Source organism: Streptomyces violaceusniger Tu 4113 (genome assembly GCF_000147815.2).
In the GTDB taxonomy this organism is placed as follows: Bacteria; Actinomycetota; Actinomycetes; order Streptomycetales; family Streptomycetaceae; genus Streptomyces; species Streptomyces violaceusniger_A.
Window position 1 is genome coordinate 8,239,481 of record NC_015957.1, and the last position, 16,309, is coordinate 8,255,789.

A 16,309-nucleotide genomic window follows, 5' to 3' on the forward strand; every position below is an offset into this window, starting at 1 on the left:
GGCGTCAGCCGGACGGCCTCAGGCGTCGTCCAGGCCGCGCTCGATGGCGTAGCGGACCAGCTCCACGCGGTTGTGAAGCTGGAGTTTGCCCAGGGTGTTCTGGACGTGGTTCTGCACCGTGCGATGCGAGATGACCAGCCGCTCGGCGATCTGCTTGTACGACAGCCCTTTGGCCACCAGCCGCAGCACCTCCGTCTCACGCTCGGTGAGCTGCGGGACGGCGGGCTGGTCGGCGGCGGTGGGGGCGGGCTCGCCCGCGAGCCGCCGGTACTCGCCGAGCACCAGGCCCGCGAGTCCGGGGGTGAACACCGGGTCGCCGGCCGCCGTACGGCGCACCGCGTCCAGCAGTTCCTCGGTGCTGGCCGACTTCAGCAGATAGCCGGTGGCCCCGGACTTGACCGCCTCCAGGACGTCCCCGTGCTCACCGCTCGCGGAGAGCACCAGCACCCGCAGCTCGGGGCGGTCGGCGAGGACCTCCTTGCACACCTCGACGCCCGGCAGCCCGGGCAGGTTGAGGTCGAGCACCAGGACATCGGGCCCGGCCGCCTTGGCCCGGCGGACCGCCTGCGGTCCGTCCCCGGCCGTGGCCACCACGTCGAACCCGGCCTCGGCCAGGTCCCGGGCCACCGCGTCGCGCCACATCGGATGGTCGTCGACCACCATCACCGTCATCGGGCGGCCGTCGTGCTGTGCGGTCATCGTGCCGCTTCCCCCTTTGCCTTCGCCTTTTTCGCCGGCGCCTTCGGAACCGTCAACTCCACCTCGGTGCCCTGCCCCGGCGCCGAGATCCACGCGGCCGTGCCGCCGAGGTCGCGCAGCCGTCCCCGGATCGACAGGGCCACCCCCAGGCGGCCTTCCGCCTCCGCGTCCGCCAGCCGCCCCTCGGGGATGCCGGGGCCGTCGTCCCGTACGGTCACCATCACCGCGTCCGGCTCGTCCTCCAGCAGGATCCAGGCGTGGGCGTCCTCCCCGGCGTGGACCCGTACGTTGTCCAGGGCGGCGCCCACGGCGGCGGCCAACTCCCCGGCGACGCCCGCCGGGAGGAGCACCGGGGCGCCCGGTTCGGAGAAGGTGACCTGGGAGCCCGCGTGCGGCGCCAGCAGGGCGCGCAGATCGCAGGGGCCGCCGTCGGAGCGTTCGGGGTCGGGCGGACAGGGCGGGGCCGACGGGCCCGCCGCGTCCGTCGGGCCGCCCGGGTCGGGTGCGGCGTCCGCCCCGCGCGGCGGGGTCACCAGACCGGTGGAGACCAGAGTGCGCAGCGCGATCTCCTGCTCCCCCGCCATCCGGCCCAGTTCGGCCGCCTCGCCGCCGATCGCGGCGCCGCGCCGCTGCACCATGGCGAGCACCTGGAGGACGCTGTCGTGGATGTCGCGGGCCAGCCGCTCCCGCTCCCGGGTCGCCGCCTCGATGCGCAGCGCCCGCGCGAGGGTGCGCTCACTGGCGCGGGCCACCTCGACGACGTAGCCGATGGCCACGCTCGCCACCCACACCAGCAGCAGCATATGGACGGTGTCCTGGGCGAATCCGCCGCGCTCGATCACATTGGCGGCGCAGACCACGGTGGAGGCCGAGGCTCCCCAGCGCCAGCCACCCTTGATCGCGAAGCCGAGGACCGCGCCCATCGTCCATATGGAGGGCAGGGTGGGCGTGCCCTCGACGATCCGGTCGTGGCTGTCCACGAGCGGAGTGAGCAGAATGCCGGTCACCGCGATGCCGAGGTCGCCGACGAGGAACTGCCGGGTGCAGCGCTCGGCCGAGGAGACCATCCGGAAGGTGAGCGCCGTCCACAGCGTGAGCACCGCCAGATAGACGACGGCGCCGAGCGGGTGGTCGTAGTCGTCGAAGGAGTAGACGCACAGGCCGAGCGCGTAGAGCAGGGTGAGCACCCGGTAAGCGGTCAGCGCCTGCCACAGCGGCTGCTCGACGGACATCCGCACCACGCGCTCGCCCCCGGCGCGCTCACCTCTGGACCGCTCCGTCAACGTCCCCCACCCCCCGGTGCGGCGCGGCTAGGCGCCGGACTTGTGTTTGTCCTTCTCCCTCTCGGCCGCCTTACGGGTCGCCTCGGCATCCGCGATCTGCCGCTTGGCGGCGGTCGCGTAGACGTCCACGTACTCCTGGCCGGAGAGCTTCATGATCTCGTACATGACCTCGTCGGTCACCGAGCGCAGGATGAAGCGGTCGCCGTCCATGCCGTGGTAGCGGCTGAAGTCCAGCGGCTTGCCGATCCGGATACCGGGCCGCATCAGCTTGGGCATGACCTTGCCGGGGGGCTGGATCTTCTCGGTGTCGATCATCGCCACGGGGAGCACCGGCGCACCGGTCGCGAGCGCGACCCGGGCCAGGCCGCCCGGCTTGCCCCGGTAGAGCCGTCCGTCGGGCGAGCGGGTGCCCTCGGGGTAGATGCCGAAGAGCTCACCCCGCTTGATCACATCGATGCCCGCCTTGATGGCGGCCTCACCGGCGCCGCGCGAACCCGAGCGGTCCACCGGGAGTTGGCCGACGCCCTTGAAGAAGGCCGCCGTGAGCCGCCCCTTGACCCCGGGGGTGGTGAAGTACTCCTGCTTGGCGATGAAGGTGACCTTCCGGTCGAGCATCGCGGGCAGGAAGAAGGAATCGGAGAAGGAGAGGTGGTTGCTCGCGAGGATGGCCGGCCCCTCGGCGGGGACGTTCTCCAACCCCTCGACCCAGGGCCGGAAGGTGAGCTTCAACGCGCCACCCACCGACAGCTTCATAGCGCCGTAGAACAACCGGGACCTCCTGTATCCGACGAGGAGACCTTAACCTGCCTACCCCGTACGCGGCGCGCCGCGTACGCTGAGGACCTCGATACCCGCTTCCCCAGTGAACGGAGATCCGTGGTGCCGCTCCTGCCCGGAGCCGAGCCGTTCCGCCATGACGGCGGAGAGATCGGCGTCCTCGTCTGTCACGGCTTCACCGGTTCCCCGCAGTCCGTGCGGCCCTGGGCCGACCATCTCGCGGCCCGTGGTCTGACCGTCTCACTGCCGCTGCTTCCCGGCCATGGCACCCGCTGGCAGGACCTCGCGGTCACCGGCTGGCAGGACTGGTACGCGGAGGTGGACCGCGAGCTGCGGTCGCTGATCCGGCGCTGCGAGCGGGTGTTCGTCTGCGGTCTGTCGATGGGCGGGGCACTCGCGCTGCGGCTGGCCGCCCAGCACGGCGCGGCCATCAGCGGCCTCGCCCTCGTGAATCCGGCCAACCGCATCCACGATCCGCTGGCCGTGGCCCTTCCGGTGCTGCGTCATCTGGTGCCTTCGGTGAAGGGCATCGCGAGCGATATCGCCAAGCCGGGGGCGCAGGAGTCGGGCTACGACCGGATGCCGCTGCACGCCGTGCACTCGATGCGCCGCCTCTACCGGGTGGTCGACGCCGAACTGCCGCAGGTGACCCAGCCGCTGCTGGTCATGCACAGCCCCCAGGACCATGTGGTGCCGCCGGCCGACTCCGAGCGCATCCTGAGTCAGGTGTCCTCGCGGGACGTCACCGAGCGGCTGCTGGAGCGCAGCTTCCATGTGGCGACCCTGGACCATGACGCCGAGTTCATCTTCGAGGAGACGGACACGTTCATCACCCGGCTGACGGCGGGTATGGGTGAAGACACCGACACCCGGACCGACCTCGGGAAGGGAAGCGGGAAGGAGGGGGCGGCGGCCAGTGGCTGAGCGCGACTCGAATGAGAACGAGGCGGACGCGCGGCGCGATGACGACGCCGCCTTCGCCGCCATCGTCGCCGCGTACGGGGAGGAGCCGCAGGACCCTCCGGGCGCCGAGCGATGGCCCGCCGCCGAGAACCTCGACGAGGAGCGGGAGCGGGACCAGGACGGCCCGCCCGCGGCGGACGGCGAGACCGGCACAGACACCGACGGACCCGGTGACGGCGAGGCCGTCGGCGGGGCGGCGACGGCCGGGCTGACCAAGACCGACAAGACCGGTAAGCCGGTGGGCGGCTTCATCGTCTACGCCCCGGGCGTGGGCCCCCGCGACTGGGAGCCCGAGGAGTCGTCGGAGGACGACTTCGACGAGGCCGACGAGGGCCATTTCGTCCCGCCCGAGCCGCCTCCGCTCCCCGAGTCCGACACCACCTCCCGCTTCGCCTGGCTGGGCGTGCTGGGCGGGCCGCTGCTGCTGCTCGGTGTGGTGCTGTTCCAGGTGGAGATGGTCTGGTGGATCGCGACGCTGGGCGTCGGGGGTTTCCTGGGCGGCTTCGTCACGCTGGTGATGCGGATGAAGGACGACGACGAGGAAGAGGACGAGGACCCGGGGCGCGGCGCCGTCGTCTGACCCGGGGCTGCCGTCGCCTGACGGCGGGGCTGCCGTCGTCCGACCCCGGCGCTCCGGAGCCGGGCGTCCCAGCTCCGGCTCCGCCTGGGGGCTGGCCTCAGACCGGGGCGACGCGGGGCAGCCGGAGCGCGGCCAGGACCGGAAGGTGGTCCGTGGCCGCCAGGAGGTCCGCGTCGGTGACGCCGGGCAGCCCGGCCGGGACCCCACAGCCGATGATCTCGACGCCCTCGGAGGCGAAGACCGCGTCGATGCGCTGATGCGGGTCCTTGGGGTTCGAGGTGGCCTCGCTCCCCCAGGGCTCGGTGGTCCAGCCGTCCCGCAGCTTCCCCGCGATCCGGCGGAAGGCGAGGCCGTCCGGCCGGTCGTTGATGTCTCCGGCCGCGATGGCGTACGGGACGTCCAGCGCGGCCAGGTGGTCCAGCAGCAGCCCGGCCTGCTCGTAGCGCTCGGCCTCCGCCAGGCTCAGATGGCAGCTCACCACGCCGAGCCGAACGCCGTCGGCGCTCTCCGTGGCGCCGTCGCCGCTCTCCCGGGCACCGGGGTCGCTCTCCCGGGCACCGGGGTCGCGGTGGCCGCCGCCGAAGCGCAGCACGGCGGTCGCGAAACCGCGCCGGTGCAGCCCGGGCACGCGGGGCAGCAGGATGTCCTCGGCGTGCTCCACATGGGCGCGCAGCGAGGTGAGGATCATCGGGCCGGCGGCGGTGGCCCCGCCCGTGGTGTAGACGAGGCCGGTCTCCCGGGCCAGCCAGGCGGCGGCCTTGCGCCAGCGGAAGAAGCGCGGCGCCTCCTGGACGCAGACGACATCGGGGGTGCAGGCCCGGATCACCCGGGCCAGCGCCTCGCGGTCGTCGCGCATCGAGCGGATGTTGTAGCTGAGCACCCGCACCACGGCCGCGTCCGGGCCGGTGGTGGATCCGGGCAGGTCCGCGAGCGGCACGATGACGGTTCCCCCCTCGCCCCTCAGCCTTGGCGGGCCAGGTCGGCGGCGCCGACGAGCCCGGCCTTGCCGCCGAGCTGGGCGGCGAGCACCTGGGCGTGCGGACGCCACTGATTGCCGACCAGCCAGCGCCGGAAGGACTTGCGGATCGGCTCCAGGACCAGATCGCCCTCGTCGGAGACCCCGCCGCCGACGATGAAGGCCGAGGGGTCGAAGAGCGAGGCGAGGTCGGCCAGCCCGGCCCCGGCCCAGCGGGCCAGCTCACGGAAGGAGTCGATGGCCACCGGGTCGCCCTGGCGGGCGGCGTCGCTGATGTGCTTGCCCTCGACGCCCTCGGCGGTGCCGTCGCCGAGGCCGAGGAGGACCGTGGCGTTCTCCGGGGTGGCGGCGGCGCGCTGCCTGGCGTAGCGGACCAGCGCACGGCCGGAGGCGTACTGCTCCCAGCAGCCCTGACTGCCGCAGCCGCACAGCAGACCGTCGGGGACGACCCTTATGTGGCCGAACTCGGCCGCGACGCCGAAGCGGCCGCGGTGCAGCTTGCCGCCGATGATGATGCCGCCCCCGAGGCCGGTGCCGAGGGTGATGCATACGACGTCGTCATGGCCGACCCCGGCGCCGAAGCGGTATTCGCCCCAGGCGGCGGCATTGGCGTCGTTCTCCACCACGACGGGCAGGCCGACGCGCTGCTCGACCTTGTCCTTGAGCGCCTCGTGCCGCCAGTTGATGTTGGGCGCGAAGAGCACGGTGGCGCGCTTGTCGTCCACATACCCGGCCGCGCCGATGCCGACGGCCTCGATCTCGTGTCCCTCGCTGACGATGCGCACCGCGTCCGCGATGGCGTCGACGACTCCCTCGGGAGTCTGCGGGGTCGAAACCTGGCTCGTCTCGAGAATCGAGCCCTCTTCGTCGACCACGCCGGCCGCGATCTTCGTACCGCCGATGTCGACGCCGATGGTGAGTCCCATGAGTCCCTCAGTTATTTGGTCGAACCCCGCCGACGCTAACGGTACCGGAGGTGGCGCTCAGTCGAGGTCGATGTGTTCATTACTCGAACTCTCCGATTCCTGGCCGCGATCCGTGGAGCTGTCCTCGGCGCCCTGGGTCCAGCGCCGCTCCTGGCCGGTCACGGCGGCGCGATAGGCGGCGAGCAGCTCGGATCCGGCGCTGGCGAGGTGTTCGAAAACATCTGGATTGCGCTCTATGACCGGTTCCGCGGCGGCCTTCGCCTGTTCGATCAATTGTTGTACGGCCCCCTGAACCGCCGTCCCGGCGATCGGCGCCTGGAGCCCGGCGACCTTGTCGGCGAGCGCGTCGGCCAGCTTGAGGAACTCCTCGGCGACGCTCCCCGGCTCCTCGGCGGTCTGCCGGGTCCGCCGCCTGGCCCGCTCGGCGGCGAGGTCCTCGGCACACGCCCGCTCCCAGGCGTCGGGGTCCATCTCGGTGACCGGTACATCGGTGAGCGGGGACTCTGCGGGGCGCTCGGTGGCATCGCTCATGGCGAACTCCTGCGGCGGGGATGCTGACTGCCCGGTGACGTTCATCCGGGCTTGTGACCGACGTTACCCGAAGGAGGGGGGCGGGGTCAGAGCCCGGGACCGGCCAGGACCGGAGCCGGGGAACGACCGGAGACCAGGCCCTGGAACGGCCGGGGGGCCCGAAACCGTCCGGAAGCCCGGAGCCCCCGGACCGCCCCCGGACCGCCCCCGGACCGCCCTCGGCCGGAGCCGGGTTCAGAGCCGCTTCGGCCACAGGTCGGGGTCGGGGGTGAAGCGCACCTGGAGCCATCCGTCGCGCAGCCCCGCGCCGGAGACGGTGCAGCGGCGCAGGGCGGACGGCAGCGGCAGCACCCGGTGGAACGGGCCGACGCTGACGATCAGTTCGTCACCCCGGCGCACCAGCCCGAGCCCGTCGCGGTCGGCGCCGGGCAGCGGCAGCCGCCACAGCAGCACCCCGTCGTCGGCCAGCCGGTCCTCGACGGTCCAGGGGTCGGGGGCGGGCCGGTCGGGCCGCGCCGCGGGAGCCCCGACGGCCCCGGCCAGCGCCGCGAGCCCGGCCGGGGCGCGCCGGGCATCCACACCGTCCGCACCGGCCCCACCGCCCTCGCCGGGCCGCGGCTCCGCGCCCCGCGGATCGCCGACGCCGTGCGGGTCGCGGCCCAGATGCGGCAGCTCACGGACCGGGACGGCGGGCGCCCACTGCTCGTACAGCTCCTTGAGCGCGTCCTGCTGCTGGCCGGAGAGCGCGGCGAGCCAGGAGTCGGAGCTCCCGGTGGGCAGCAGCCGGTTCGCGATCACCGCCTCCACCCGGCAGCCGTGCAGCGCCAGACCGGCGCGGGCGGTGCGCAGCGCCCGGTCGGCGAGCGGCCCGGGCTCCACGACCAGCCGTACGGTCGTGGCCTCGGACTCGATCACCCCCTGGACGGCGGCCAGTTCCCGCTCCCAGCGCTCGGCCGTCTCGTACAGCTTCTGCGCGGGCATCGGCACCCCCGCAAGCTGGGCGAGCATCGGCCGCAGCGCACGGGCCGCCTGCCGCTCGGCGGGCAGCAGCCGCCGCAGATAGCGCCGCAACTGCTGGGGCAGGGCGAGCAGCGCGACGGTGTCCGGCGCGGGCGGCATGTCGACGACGAGGACGTCCCAGCCGGTGCCGGGCGGGGCGGTCCGGGCAGCGCGCAGGGCCCGCAGCAGCGCGAGGGACTCCACCCCGGGGAGGGCGGTCAGCTCCTCGCCGTCCAGCGGGGTCGCGCCGAGCAGGTCGAGCAGGCCATGGCCGCGGTCCTGCAAAGCGGTGAGCTCGCTGCGGAACCACTCGTCCGTGATGATCCGCGCGGCCCACACTCCGGGGGCGAGCTCGACGGGTACGGACCACGGCAGCCGGTCCGCCGAACGCCCGGGGGCGAACCGCAGCGCGCGGATGCCGAGCAGCGCCTCGGGGGTGCCGTCCGGGTCGGCGGTGAGCAGCAGCGTCCGCTGCCCCTCACGGGCGGCGGCGAGGGCGGTCGCGGCGGCCACGGTGGTGCGGCCCGCGCCGCCGGTACCGGTGACGAGGACCGTACGCATGAAGGGAGCCTCCGGCAGGGTGATGCGTCAGATGCGCGGCGCGGGTTGGATGATCCGCCCGGCCGGAGCGTACCCCGCGCCGCGGACCACCCCGGGCACCGTCGGGGCCCGGGTGGTCCGCCGGGTCAGGCGCTCTCGACGCGCTTCTTCAGGCCCGCGAGCGCACGGTCGATGATGACCTTCTCGGCCTTGCGCTTGATCATGCCCAGCATGGGGATCTTGACGTCGACCGTGAGCTGGTACGTCACCTCGGTGCTCTTGCCGCCGTCGCGCGCCGACAGCCGGTAGGAGCCGTCAAGGGTGCGCAGCATCTGGGACTTGACCAGGGACCAGTTGACCTGGTCGTCTCCGGTCCAGCTGTACTGGAGGGTGTAGTCGTCCTTGATCGCCCCGGCGTCGAGCAGCATCCGCACCTGCTCGGCACGCCCCCGGTCGTCCTTGGTGAGGATGTCGGCCTCCTTCACCTCACCGGACCACTCCGGGTAGCGGTCGAAGTCGGCGATCACCTCCATCACGTCGGCCGGGGCCGCCTCGATCGTGATGCTCGAGCTGGTGTGTTCCGCCATCGCCGTGGCTCCTCCGTACCGGTCCGCCGCATGAGCTCTCTGCCGCTGAAGGCTACCGCGCGCGCGTCACCACTCCAGGGCCCAGGGGGTACCGGAAGAGGCGAAGTGTCCGACATTGACGCACTCGGTGGCGCCGATCCGCATACGGCGGACGAGCGGCTGATGGACATGGCCGAAGAGGGCGTACTTGGGACGGACGGTGTGGATCGCCTCCAGAAGGGCGGTGCTGCCGCGCTCGAAGCGGCGGGCCACGGTGTCGTAGCAGAGGTCGGGCACCTCCGGCGGGATGTGGGTACAGAGCACGTCCACCTCGCCGAGCGCCGCGATCTTCGCCGCGTAGGTCTCGTCGTCGACCTCGTAGGGGGTGCGCATCGGGGTGCGCAGCCCGCCGCCCACGAAGCCGAAGACCAGCCCGCCGATCTCGGCGCGCTCGCCGTCGAGGACGGTGGTACCGGACTGGGCGTACTCCGGCCACAGTGCCGGCAGGTCGACATTTCCGTAGGTGGCGTACGTCGGAGTGGGGAACGCGGCGAAGAGCGCGGCGTACTGGCGGCGGATCGCGGACTCTATCGCCGTGTGGCGGTCGATCCCCTCCCACAGCCGGTCGCCGAACACCCGGGCCTCCTCGAACCGGCGGGCGGTGCGCAGCTCGACGAGGCGGTCGGCGTTCTCGACCCCGAAGAGATCGGGGAAGATGCCACGGGTGTGATCCGCGTAGTCGAGGAAGAGCACGAGGTCGCCGAGGCAGATCAGGGCGTCCGCCCCGTCACCGGCCTTCTCGAGGTCCTCACTGTTGCCGTGCACGTCACTCACCACGTGGACTCGCATGCATGTCACCCTAAGACGTAAGGGCCCGTGCCCGTAAGGTGTTCTGCCTGCAGCGACCCGCGTCCACCTGCGGTTCCTCAGCGGCCGCGGCGTCCGTCGACTAGTCTGCGGGCAGCATGAAGGCGGTGTGTGACGCATCAAACATCTGGGCAGGAACCCCTATCCCGGAAGCGTACCGATGGGTAACGTCCGGGCCGTCCACCACCCCCCATGCCCTGTAGCGGCGCCGGCGCCCCATGAGGAGCAGCAGTCTTGCGCGAGTTCAGCCTTCCGGCCCTGTACGAGGTTCCGGCCGACGGCAATCTGACGGATCTCATCCGCCGCAATGCCGCACAGCATCCCGATGTCGCCGTGGTCGGCCGCAAGGTCGACGGCCAATGGGAGGACGTGACCGCGACCGCGTTCCTGGCCGAAGTGCGGGCCGCCGCCAAGGGCCTGATCGCGGCCGGGGTCGAGCCGGGCGACCGGGTCGGCCTGATGTCGCGGACCCGCTACGAATGGACACTGCTGGACTTCGCCATCTGGAGCGCCGGCGGGGTCACCGTGCCGGTGTACGAGACGAGTTCACCGGAGCAGGTCCAGTGGATCCTCAGCGATTCGGGCGCCGTGGCCGCGCTGGTCGAGACCGGGGTCCACGAGGCCGCCGTCGAGGCCATCCGGGACAGCCTGCCCACCCTGAAGCATGTCTGGCGGATCGAGGGCGATGCCATCGAGACGCTGCGGAAGCTGGGCGCGGACGTGCCCGAGGAGAAGGTGGACGAGCGCTCCTCGATCGCCAACGCCGACTCCCCCGCCACCATCGTCTACACCTCCGGCACCACGGGCCGCCCCAAGGGCTGTGTGCTCTCGCACCGCAGCTTCTTCGCCGAATGCGGCAACGCGGTGGCGCGGCTGAAGCCGATCTTCAACACCGGTGAGTCGTCGGTGCTGCTGTTCCTCCCCGAGGCCCATGTCTTCGGGCGGCTGGTGGAGATCGCGGCGGTGCTGGCGCCGATCAAGCTCGGCCATGTGCCGGATGTGAAGTCCCTGACCGACGAACTCGCCGCGTTCCGGCCCACCTTGGTGCTGGGCGTGCCGCGCGTCTTCGAGAAGGTCTACAACTCGGCGCGGGCGAAGGCCCAGTCCGAGGGCAAGGGCAAAATCTTCGACAAGGCGGCCGACACCGCCATCGAGTACAGCCAGGCGCTGGACGCCCCGGGCGGGCCGTCCTTCGGGCTCCGGTTCAAGCACAAGGTCTTCGACCGGCTGGTCTACAGCAAGCTGCGGGCCGTACTCGGCGGCCGGGCCACCCACGCCATCTCCGGCGGTGCGCCGTTGGGCGCGCGGCTGGGCCACTTCTACCGGGGCATCGGCTTCACGGTGCTGGAGGGGTACGGCCTGACGGAGTCCTGCGCGGCGACCACCTTCAACCCCTGGAACCGGCAGAAGATCGGCTCGGTCGGGCAGCCGATGCCGGGCACGGTGGTGCGCATCGCCGACGACGGCGAGGTGCTGCTGCACGGTGAGCACCTCTTCACCGAGTACTGGAACAACGAGACGGCCACCGCGGACGCGCTGTCGGACGGCTGGTTCCACACCGGGGACGTGGGCACGCTCGACGAGGACGGCTACCTCACCATCACCGGCCGCAAGAAGGAGATCATCGTCACCGCGGGCGGCAAGAACGTCGCCCCGGCGGTGATCGAGGACCGGATCCGCGCCCATGCCCTGGTCGCCGAGTGCATGGTCGTCGGCGACGGCCGTCCCTTCGTGGGCGCGCTGATCACGGTCGACGAGGAGTTCCTGCCGAGCTGGGCGGCCGAGCACGGCAAGCCCGAGGGTGTGACGGTGGCCGAGCTGCGGGAGGACCCCGAGCTGCTGGCCGAGATCCAGCAGGCGGTGGAGGACGGCAACGCGGCGGTGTCCAAGGCGGAGTCGGTGCGCAAGTTCCGCGTCCTGGCGACGCAGTTCACCGAGGACTCCGGGCATGTGACGCCCTCGCTGAAGCTGAAGCGGAACGTGGTGGCGAAGGACTTCGCGTCCGAGATCGAGGCCATCTACCGCGGCTGACGACGGCGGGGCCCGGGGCGATGCCCCCGGGCCCGGACCGTCACAGCAACGACCTCAGGGACCGCCACGGCCCGACGTCAAGGACCGCCACAGCCCGACCTCAGGGACCGCCACAGCCCGACGTCAAGGACCGCCACAGCCCGACCTCAGGGACCGCCACAGCCCGACGTCGAGGACCGCCACAGCCCGACGCCGGGGACCGTCACGCCGCGATGTCGGGGCCCGTCACAGCAGCGACTTCAGGCGGTCGGCCAGCAGATCCCAGCGCCAGCGCTCCTCCACCCAGGCGCGGCCCCGCTCGCCCATGCGACGGCGCAGTTCGGCGTCCTCCAGCAGGGTCACGACGCGCTCGGCGCTCTGCTCGGCGGAGTCGCCCCGGACGACCCACCCGGTCTCCCCGTCCAGCACCGCGTCCGGCGCCCCGCCCGAGTCCCCGGCGACGACCGGCAGCCCGGTCGCGGACGCCTCCAGATAGACGATGCCGAGGCCCTCGACGTCCAGCCCGCCACGGCGGGTGCGGCAGGGCATGGCGAAGACGTCGCCCGCGCCGTAGTGGGCGGGCAGCTCCTCCCAGGGCACGGGGCCGGTGAACCGTACGGAGTCGGCCACGCCCTCGGTCTCCGCGAGCCGGCGCAGGTCCTTCGCGTACGGCCCGCCGCCGACGATCAGCAGCACGGCGTCCGGCACCCGCTTCAGGATCCGCGGCATGGCCCGGATCAGCGTGTCCTGCCCCTTGCGCGGCACCAGCCGGGAGACACACACCACGACGGGCCGCTCGGCGAGGCCGAGGCGGGCCCGGATCTCGTCGCCGCCCGAGCCGGGGTGGAAGGTCTTCTCGTCCACACCGGGGGGCAGTTGGACCATCCGGGCGGCGTCCCGGGGGTCGAGCGCGGCGGCGATACGGGAGCGGGTGTACTCACCCAGATAGGTGATGGTGTCCGTGGACCCGCCGATCCGCCGCAGCAGCCGCCGTGCGGCGGGTAGCTGCGCCCAGGCCGCCTCGTGGCCGTGCGTCGTGGCCACCAGTCGCCGCGCCCCCGCCGCGCGCAGCGCGGGGGCCATCAGCCCGAGCGGCGCGGCGGCGCCGAACCACACCGCGGTGCAGCCGTGCTCCCGCAGCAGCGCGGCCGCGCGGCGGGTGACCCTCGGGGTGGGCAGCAGCATGGTCGTCCGGTCCCGGACGACCTGGTACGGCTGCTCGGCGTCGAAGCGGGCGGTGGCCTCGGCGCCCTCCTGGCCGCGCTTCCAGGTGGAGGCGTAGACGACGATCCGGTCCGGGTCGAGGCGCAGCGCGATGTTGTGCAGAAACGCCTGGATGCCGCCGGGGCGGGGCGGAAAGTCGTTGGTCACGAGCAGGGTCTTGTCCATCGTGGCCGACAGTACCGGGTGCCACGGCGCACCCGCTCGGGCGTACCCGGGCCGGGGACCAGGGCGGCGCTCAGCTCGGTCGCCACCCACCCGCTGCGGCGTAACCGGGCCGGGCCTCAGCCCAGCTCGATCACCACCCGCCCGCTCCGGCGTACCCGGGCGGCCCTCAGCCCAGCTCGATCGCCACCAGCCCGCTCCGGCCCACCCGGGCCGGGACCAGGACGGCGCTCAGCCCAGCTCGATCGCCGCCCACCCGCTCCGGCCCACCCGGGCGGGGACCAGGACGGCGCTCAGCCCAGCTCGATCGCCGCCCACCCGCTCCGACCCACCCGGGCGGGGACCAGGACGGCCCTCAGCCCAGCTCGATCGCCACCCACCCGCTCCGACCCACCCGGGCCGGGACCAGGACGGCCCTCAGCCCAACTCGATCGCCACCCACCCGCTCCGACCCACCCGGGCCGGGACCAGGACGGCCCTCAGCCCAACTCGATCGCCACCCACCCGCTCCGACCCACCCGGGCCGGGACCAGGACGGCCCTCAGCCCAGCTCGGTCGCCACGTACTTCCGCCACAGCGCCGTGAACTCCGCCAGGCTCACCCCCAGCACCTTCCGCAGCGCCGACTCCACAGCCCCCGAGCGCTCGGGGGCCCGGCCCACCGCGCGGTAGAAGTCGACCAGCTTCCGCTCGCCCCACCGGTCCGCGATCAGGCGGCAGGCGAGCCAGCCCTGTTCATAGGCGCGGGAGAGGCGGTCGGGGTCGCTGCCGAAGCGGAAGTCGTCGTCGCGCGGCAGTGAGGTGGGCGGGTGCCCGGCGACGACGCCGTCGGTGAGTTCGGGGGCGACCTGGCGGGGGGTGCGGCCGGGGGTGCGGTAGCCCACCCAGTCGGCGAAGCCCTCGGAGAGCCAGAGCGGGGTGGAGGCGCTGGTGGCGGTGCGGGTGGCGACATGGGCCGTCTCATGGGTGATCACGACGCGCCGGCCGAAGTCGCCGAGGACCCGGTACGCCTCGGGGTTGACGATCACGCGGTCGGCGGGCGCCTCGTCACCGGCCCCGCCGACCTCGCCCGTGGTGACGGCGGCGATCCCGCGGTAGCCGTCCGCGGAGGCGCCGAGCAGGGCGGCCATCCGGCCCAGGGAGGCGGGGACCTCGACCACGACGCGTCCGGCCCACTCATGGGGCCAGACCCGGCCGAGGACGGGCACCGCCCGATCCGCGATGCCGGCGACCGCGCGCAGCACCCGCCGGTCCTGGCCGACGCCCAGGACGAGGCTGTGGGCGCCGCGGACGACGTCGACCGTGCCCTGGTCCCAGAGCTGTTCCGTACCGCGCTTGCCGTCCACCACGCCGTCGTCGGAGGCCACGTACCACCGCCCGTCGCGCCGGGCGAGGGTCAGGTACTGGGCGGAGACGACCGGCGCGGTGTCGTATCCCGTCAGCCGGTACCGGAGTTCGACCTGTGCGGCGAGGCTGCGGCCGCCGACCGGCGCGGGGGTGAAACCGCCGGTGCGCACCAGCCGGTAGGTCCAGGAGCGCAGCGGTACGGCGGACATCTGCCGGAACACCCGCCGCTGCTCGGCCACATACCGGGCGGAGCCGCGGTCCACGGTGTCCAGGAAGGCGTCCGCGTCCCGCTCCCGGACCGCCGCGGCCCGCTGGTCCAGCAGGCGCTGCACGGCCCGGCCGTCGCGCCCCTCGGGGTCGTCGGGCGCGGGGGCGGGGGCACAGCCGCCCAGCGCGGTCAGGGTGAACGTGCCCACCAGCGGCAGGCACAACAGCGCCCGCCATCCGCCCGATCTCCACCGACCCGCCACGTCTTAGATCGTACGAGCCCGCGCGCCGGCTTCAGACGCGAGTGATGGAAGAGATCGGCAACATGTCCACGGCGTCGTAGCGGACCCGCGCCCCTGGGTAGGGGGCGTGGATCACCTGTCCGTTGCCCGCGTACATGGCGACATGGCTGGCGTCGGAGCGGTAGACCACCAGATCGCCGGGGCGGGCCTGGGACAGCGGCACCGGCTGCCCGGCGTGCGCCTGGGCCTGTGAGGTGCGCGGAATGGCCACTCCGGCGTGGGCGTAGGCCCATTGGGTCAGCCCGGAGCAGTCGAAGGCGGTGGGACCGGCGTGGCCCCATGCGTACGGCAGCCCGAGGGCCGCCCGTGCGGCGCCGAACGCCGCGGCGGCCCGCCCCGAGAACGGCGCCGCATGCCGCCCGCCGATGCGGCCACCGGGGAGCTCACCGGGGCCGGTTCCCGTACCGGAGGACAGGGTGCCCGGCGGCAGCCCGGCGAGGGCGCCGGGCTCCCGTCCGCCCGCCCGCGAGGCGCGGTGCTGCCCATGGGTCTCCCGCTCCCTGGGCGGCAGCGCGTTCACCAGCCGCCGCGCCGTGGCCAACCGGTGCTGGACCGCCCGCTTGTGGCGGGCCACGGCCCGGCGGCTGTGCTCCAGCTTCACCAGCTTGGCCGCGGCCTCCGCGCGCTCCTGCCGCAGTGTGCGCTGGGCGCTCTGGACCACCCGTAGCCGTGCGGCCTGGCGGCTGGTGATCCGCTCCAGGGTGGCGGCCCGGTCGAGGTACTGGGCCGGGTCACCGGAGAGGAGCAGGGCGAGGCCCGGATCGATCCCGCCGGTGCGGTACTGCCCGCCCGCGAGGGCGCCGAGCGCCACCCGCATCCGGTTGACCCGCCCCTGGCCCCTGGCGACCCGGTCCTGGATCCGGTCGACCTCGCGGCGCAGGGCCTGGGTGCGCGTCTGCGCCGCGTTGTAGCGCTCGGTGGCCCGCTCCGCCTGGGCGTAGAGCGTGGCGATGCGGTCGCCGGCGGACCGGGCGGCCGGACGGCCCGCCGGGTCGTGCGGTTCGGCACCGGCCGCCACGGCGGACAGCGCGGCGGCGGAGGCCACCGCGGCCGCCGAGGCGGCGGTCCAGACGGCGGCCCGGCCGGACCCGGGTTTCGCGACGCGACGACAGAACGCCATGGGTAGCCGCACTCCCTTCCGCAGTGTCGGGCTGAGGACTGCGGGCAGACAGTAGCCGTGGGGCTAACCACGGTCCAACGGCCGTGGTGTGCGGAGAAACTGACACCCCGCCGAGTGACGCAGGTCACCGGCGGGGCGGAGGATCAGCGAGCGCGCTGGAGATTCGCCCTAAAGGATGGCTCTTGGGGCGGTTTGAGACCCGTTTTCCAGTTCCTGATCAGACCTTCCGGA

The 16,309-nt window shown here is 73.2% G+C and carries 15 protein-coding genes; 3 read left to right on the plus strand and 12 right to left on the minus strand.

The window, feature by feature from the left end; all coding sequences use genetic code 11:
* Positions 1–18: 18 nt before the first annotated feature.
* The 3 genes from STRVI_RS33690 to STRVI_RS33700 form a co-directional block, all read right to left on the minus strand.
* Complete coding sequence (locus tag STRVI_RS33690; protein ID WP_014060046.1) at positions 19–699, minus strand: response regulator; 681 nt, start codon at positions 697–699, stop codon at positions 19–21.
* Positions 696–1,931 carry a MacS family sensor histidine kinase gene (gene macS, locus STRVI_RS33695; RefSeq protein WP_014060047.1) on the minus strand — a complete coding sequence of 412 codons (1,236 nt, stop codon included), beginning with the start codon at positions 1,929–1,931 and terminating at the stop codon, positions 696–698. The genes STRVI_RS33690 and macS overlap by 4 nt, the downstream gene beginning before the upstream one ends.
* 78 nt (positions 1,932–2,009) lie before the next feature.
* Positions 2,010–2,735 carry a lysophospholipid acyltransferase family protein gene (locus STRVI_RS33700; protein WP_043236950.1) on the minus strand — a complete coding sequence of 242 codons (726 nt, stop codon included), beginning with the start codon at positions 2,733–2,735 and terminating at the stop codon, positions 2,010–2,012.
* A gap of 126 nt (positions 2,736–2,861) precedes the next feature.
* On the opposite strand from STRVI_RS33700, the gene STRVI_RS33705 reads away from it, so the two are divergent.
* Both STRVI_RS33705 and STRVI_RS33710 read left to right on the plus strand, forming a co-directional pair.
* Positions 2,862–3,683 (plus strand): alpha/beta hydrolase, encoded by an 822-nt coding sequence (locus tag STRVI_RS33705; protein WP_014060049.1) that lies wholly within the window; start codon positions 2,862–2,864, stop codon positions 3,681–3,683.
* Entirely contained in the window at positions 3,676–4,302 is a 627-nt protein-coding gene (locus STRVI_RS33710) for a hypothetical protein (protein ID WP_014060050.1), read from the plus strand. The genes STRVI_RS33705 and STRVI_RS33710 overlap by 8 nt, the downstream gene beginning before the upstream one ends.
* A gap of 97 nt (positions 4,303–4,399) precedes the next feature.
* Here the strand turns inward: STRVI_RS33710 and STRVI_RS33715 are convergent, their stop codons facing one another.
* The 6 genes from STRVI_RS33715 to STRVI_RS33740 all read right to left on the minus strand — a co-directional run bounded on the left by STRVI_RS33715 (position 4,400) and on the right by STRVI_RS33740 (position 9,689).
* Positions 4,400–5,239, minus strand: coding sequence for an endonuclease/exonuclease/phosphatase family protein (locus tag STRVI_RS33715; protein WP_014060051.1), 840 nt, complete (start codon positions 5,237–5,239; stop codon positions 4,400–4,402).
* Between the two features lie 23 nt (positions 5,240–5,262).
* Positions 5,263–6,204 carry an ROK family glucokinase gene (locus tag STRVI_RS33720; protein WP_014060052.1) on the minus strand — a complete coding sequence of 314 codons (942 nt, stop codon included), beginning with the start codon at positions 6,202–6,204 and terminating at the stop codon, positions 5,263–5,265.
* 57 nt (positions 6,205–6,261) lie between these two features.
* Positions 6,262–6,735 (minus strand): DUF5304 domain-containing protein, encoded by a 474-nt coding sequence (locus STRVI_RS33725; protein ID WP_014060053.1) that lies wholly within the window; start codon positions 6,733–6,735, stop codon positions 6,262–6,264.
* Between the two features lie 234 nt (positions 6,736–6,969).
* Positions 6,970–8,295 carry an ArsA family ATPase gene (locus STRVI_RS33730; protein WP_014060054.1) on the minus strand — a complete coding sequence of 442 codons (1,326 nt, stop codon included), beginning with the start codon at positions 8,293–8,295 and terminating at the stop codon, positions 6,970–6,972.
* A 125-nt stretch (positions 8,296–8,420) separates the two neighbouring features.
* Positions 8,421–8,861, minus strand: coding sequence for an SRPBCC family protein (locus STRVI_RS33735; RefSeq protein WP_014060055.1), 441 nt, complete (start codon positions 8,859–8,861; stop codon positions 8,421–8,423).
* A gap of 66 nt (positions 8,862–8,927) precedes the next feature.
* The gene (locus STRVI_RS33740) at positions 8,928–9,689 is read right to left on the minus strand and encodes a metallophosphoesterase family protein (RefSeq protein WP_014060056.1); all 762 of its coding nucleotides are present in this window, start codon (positions 9,687–9,689) and stop codon (positions 8,928–8,930) included.
* Positions 9,690–9,941: 252 nt separating this feature from the next.
* On the opposite strand from STRVI_RS33740, the gene STRVI_RS33745 reads away from it, so the two are divergent.
* Positions 9,942–11,738 (plus strand): AMP-dependent synthetase/ligase, encoded by a 1,797-nt coding sequence (locus tag STRVI_RS33745; RefSeq protein WP_014060057.1) that lies wholly within the window; start codon positions 9,942–9,944, stop codon positions 11,736–11,738.
* Between the two features lie 225 nt (positions 11,739–11,963).
* On the opposite strand, the gene STRVI_RS33750 is transcribed toward STRVI_RS33745, so the two are convergent.
* From STRVI_RS33750 to STRVI_RS33760, 3 genes are all read right to left on the minus strand, one after another.
* A complete protein-coding gene (locus STRVI_RS33750) occupies positions 11,964–13,106 on the minus strand; it encodes a glycosyltransferase family 4 protein (protein ID WP_014060058.1) in 1,143 nt (380 codons plus the stop codon).
* 538 nt (positions 13,107–13,644) lie between these two features.
* Positions 13,645–14,880 (minus strand): hypothetical protein, encoded by a 1,236-nt coding sequence (locus STRVI_RS33755; RefSeq protein WP_014060059.1) that lies wholly within the window; start codon positions 14,878–14,880, stop codon positions 13,645–13,647.
* 70 nt (positions 14,881–14,950) lie between these two features.
* Positions 14,951–16,078: an NlpC/P60 family protein gene (locus STRVI_RS33760; protein ID WP_014060060.1), complete on the minus strand. Its 1,128-nt coding sequence runs from the start codon at positions 16,076–16,078 to the stop codon at positions 14,951–14,953.
* Between the last annotated feature and the right edge of the window lie 231 nt (positions 16,079–16,309).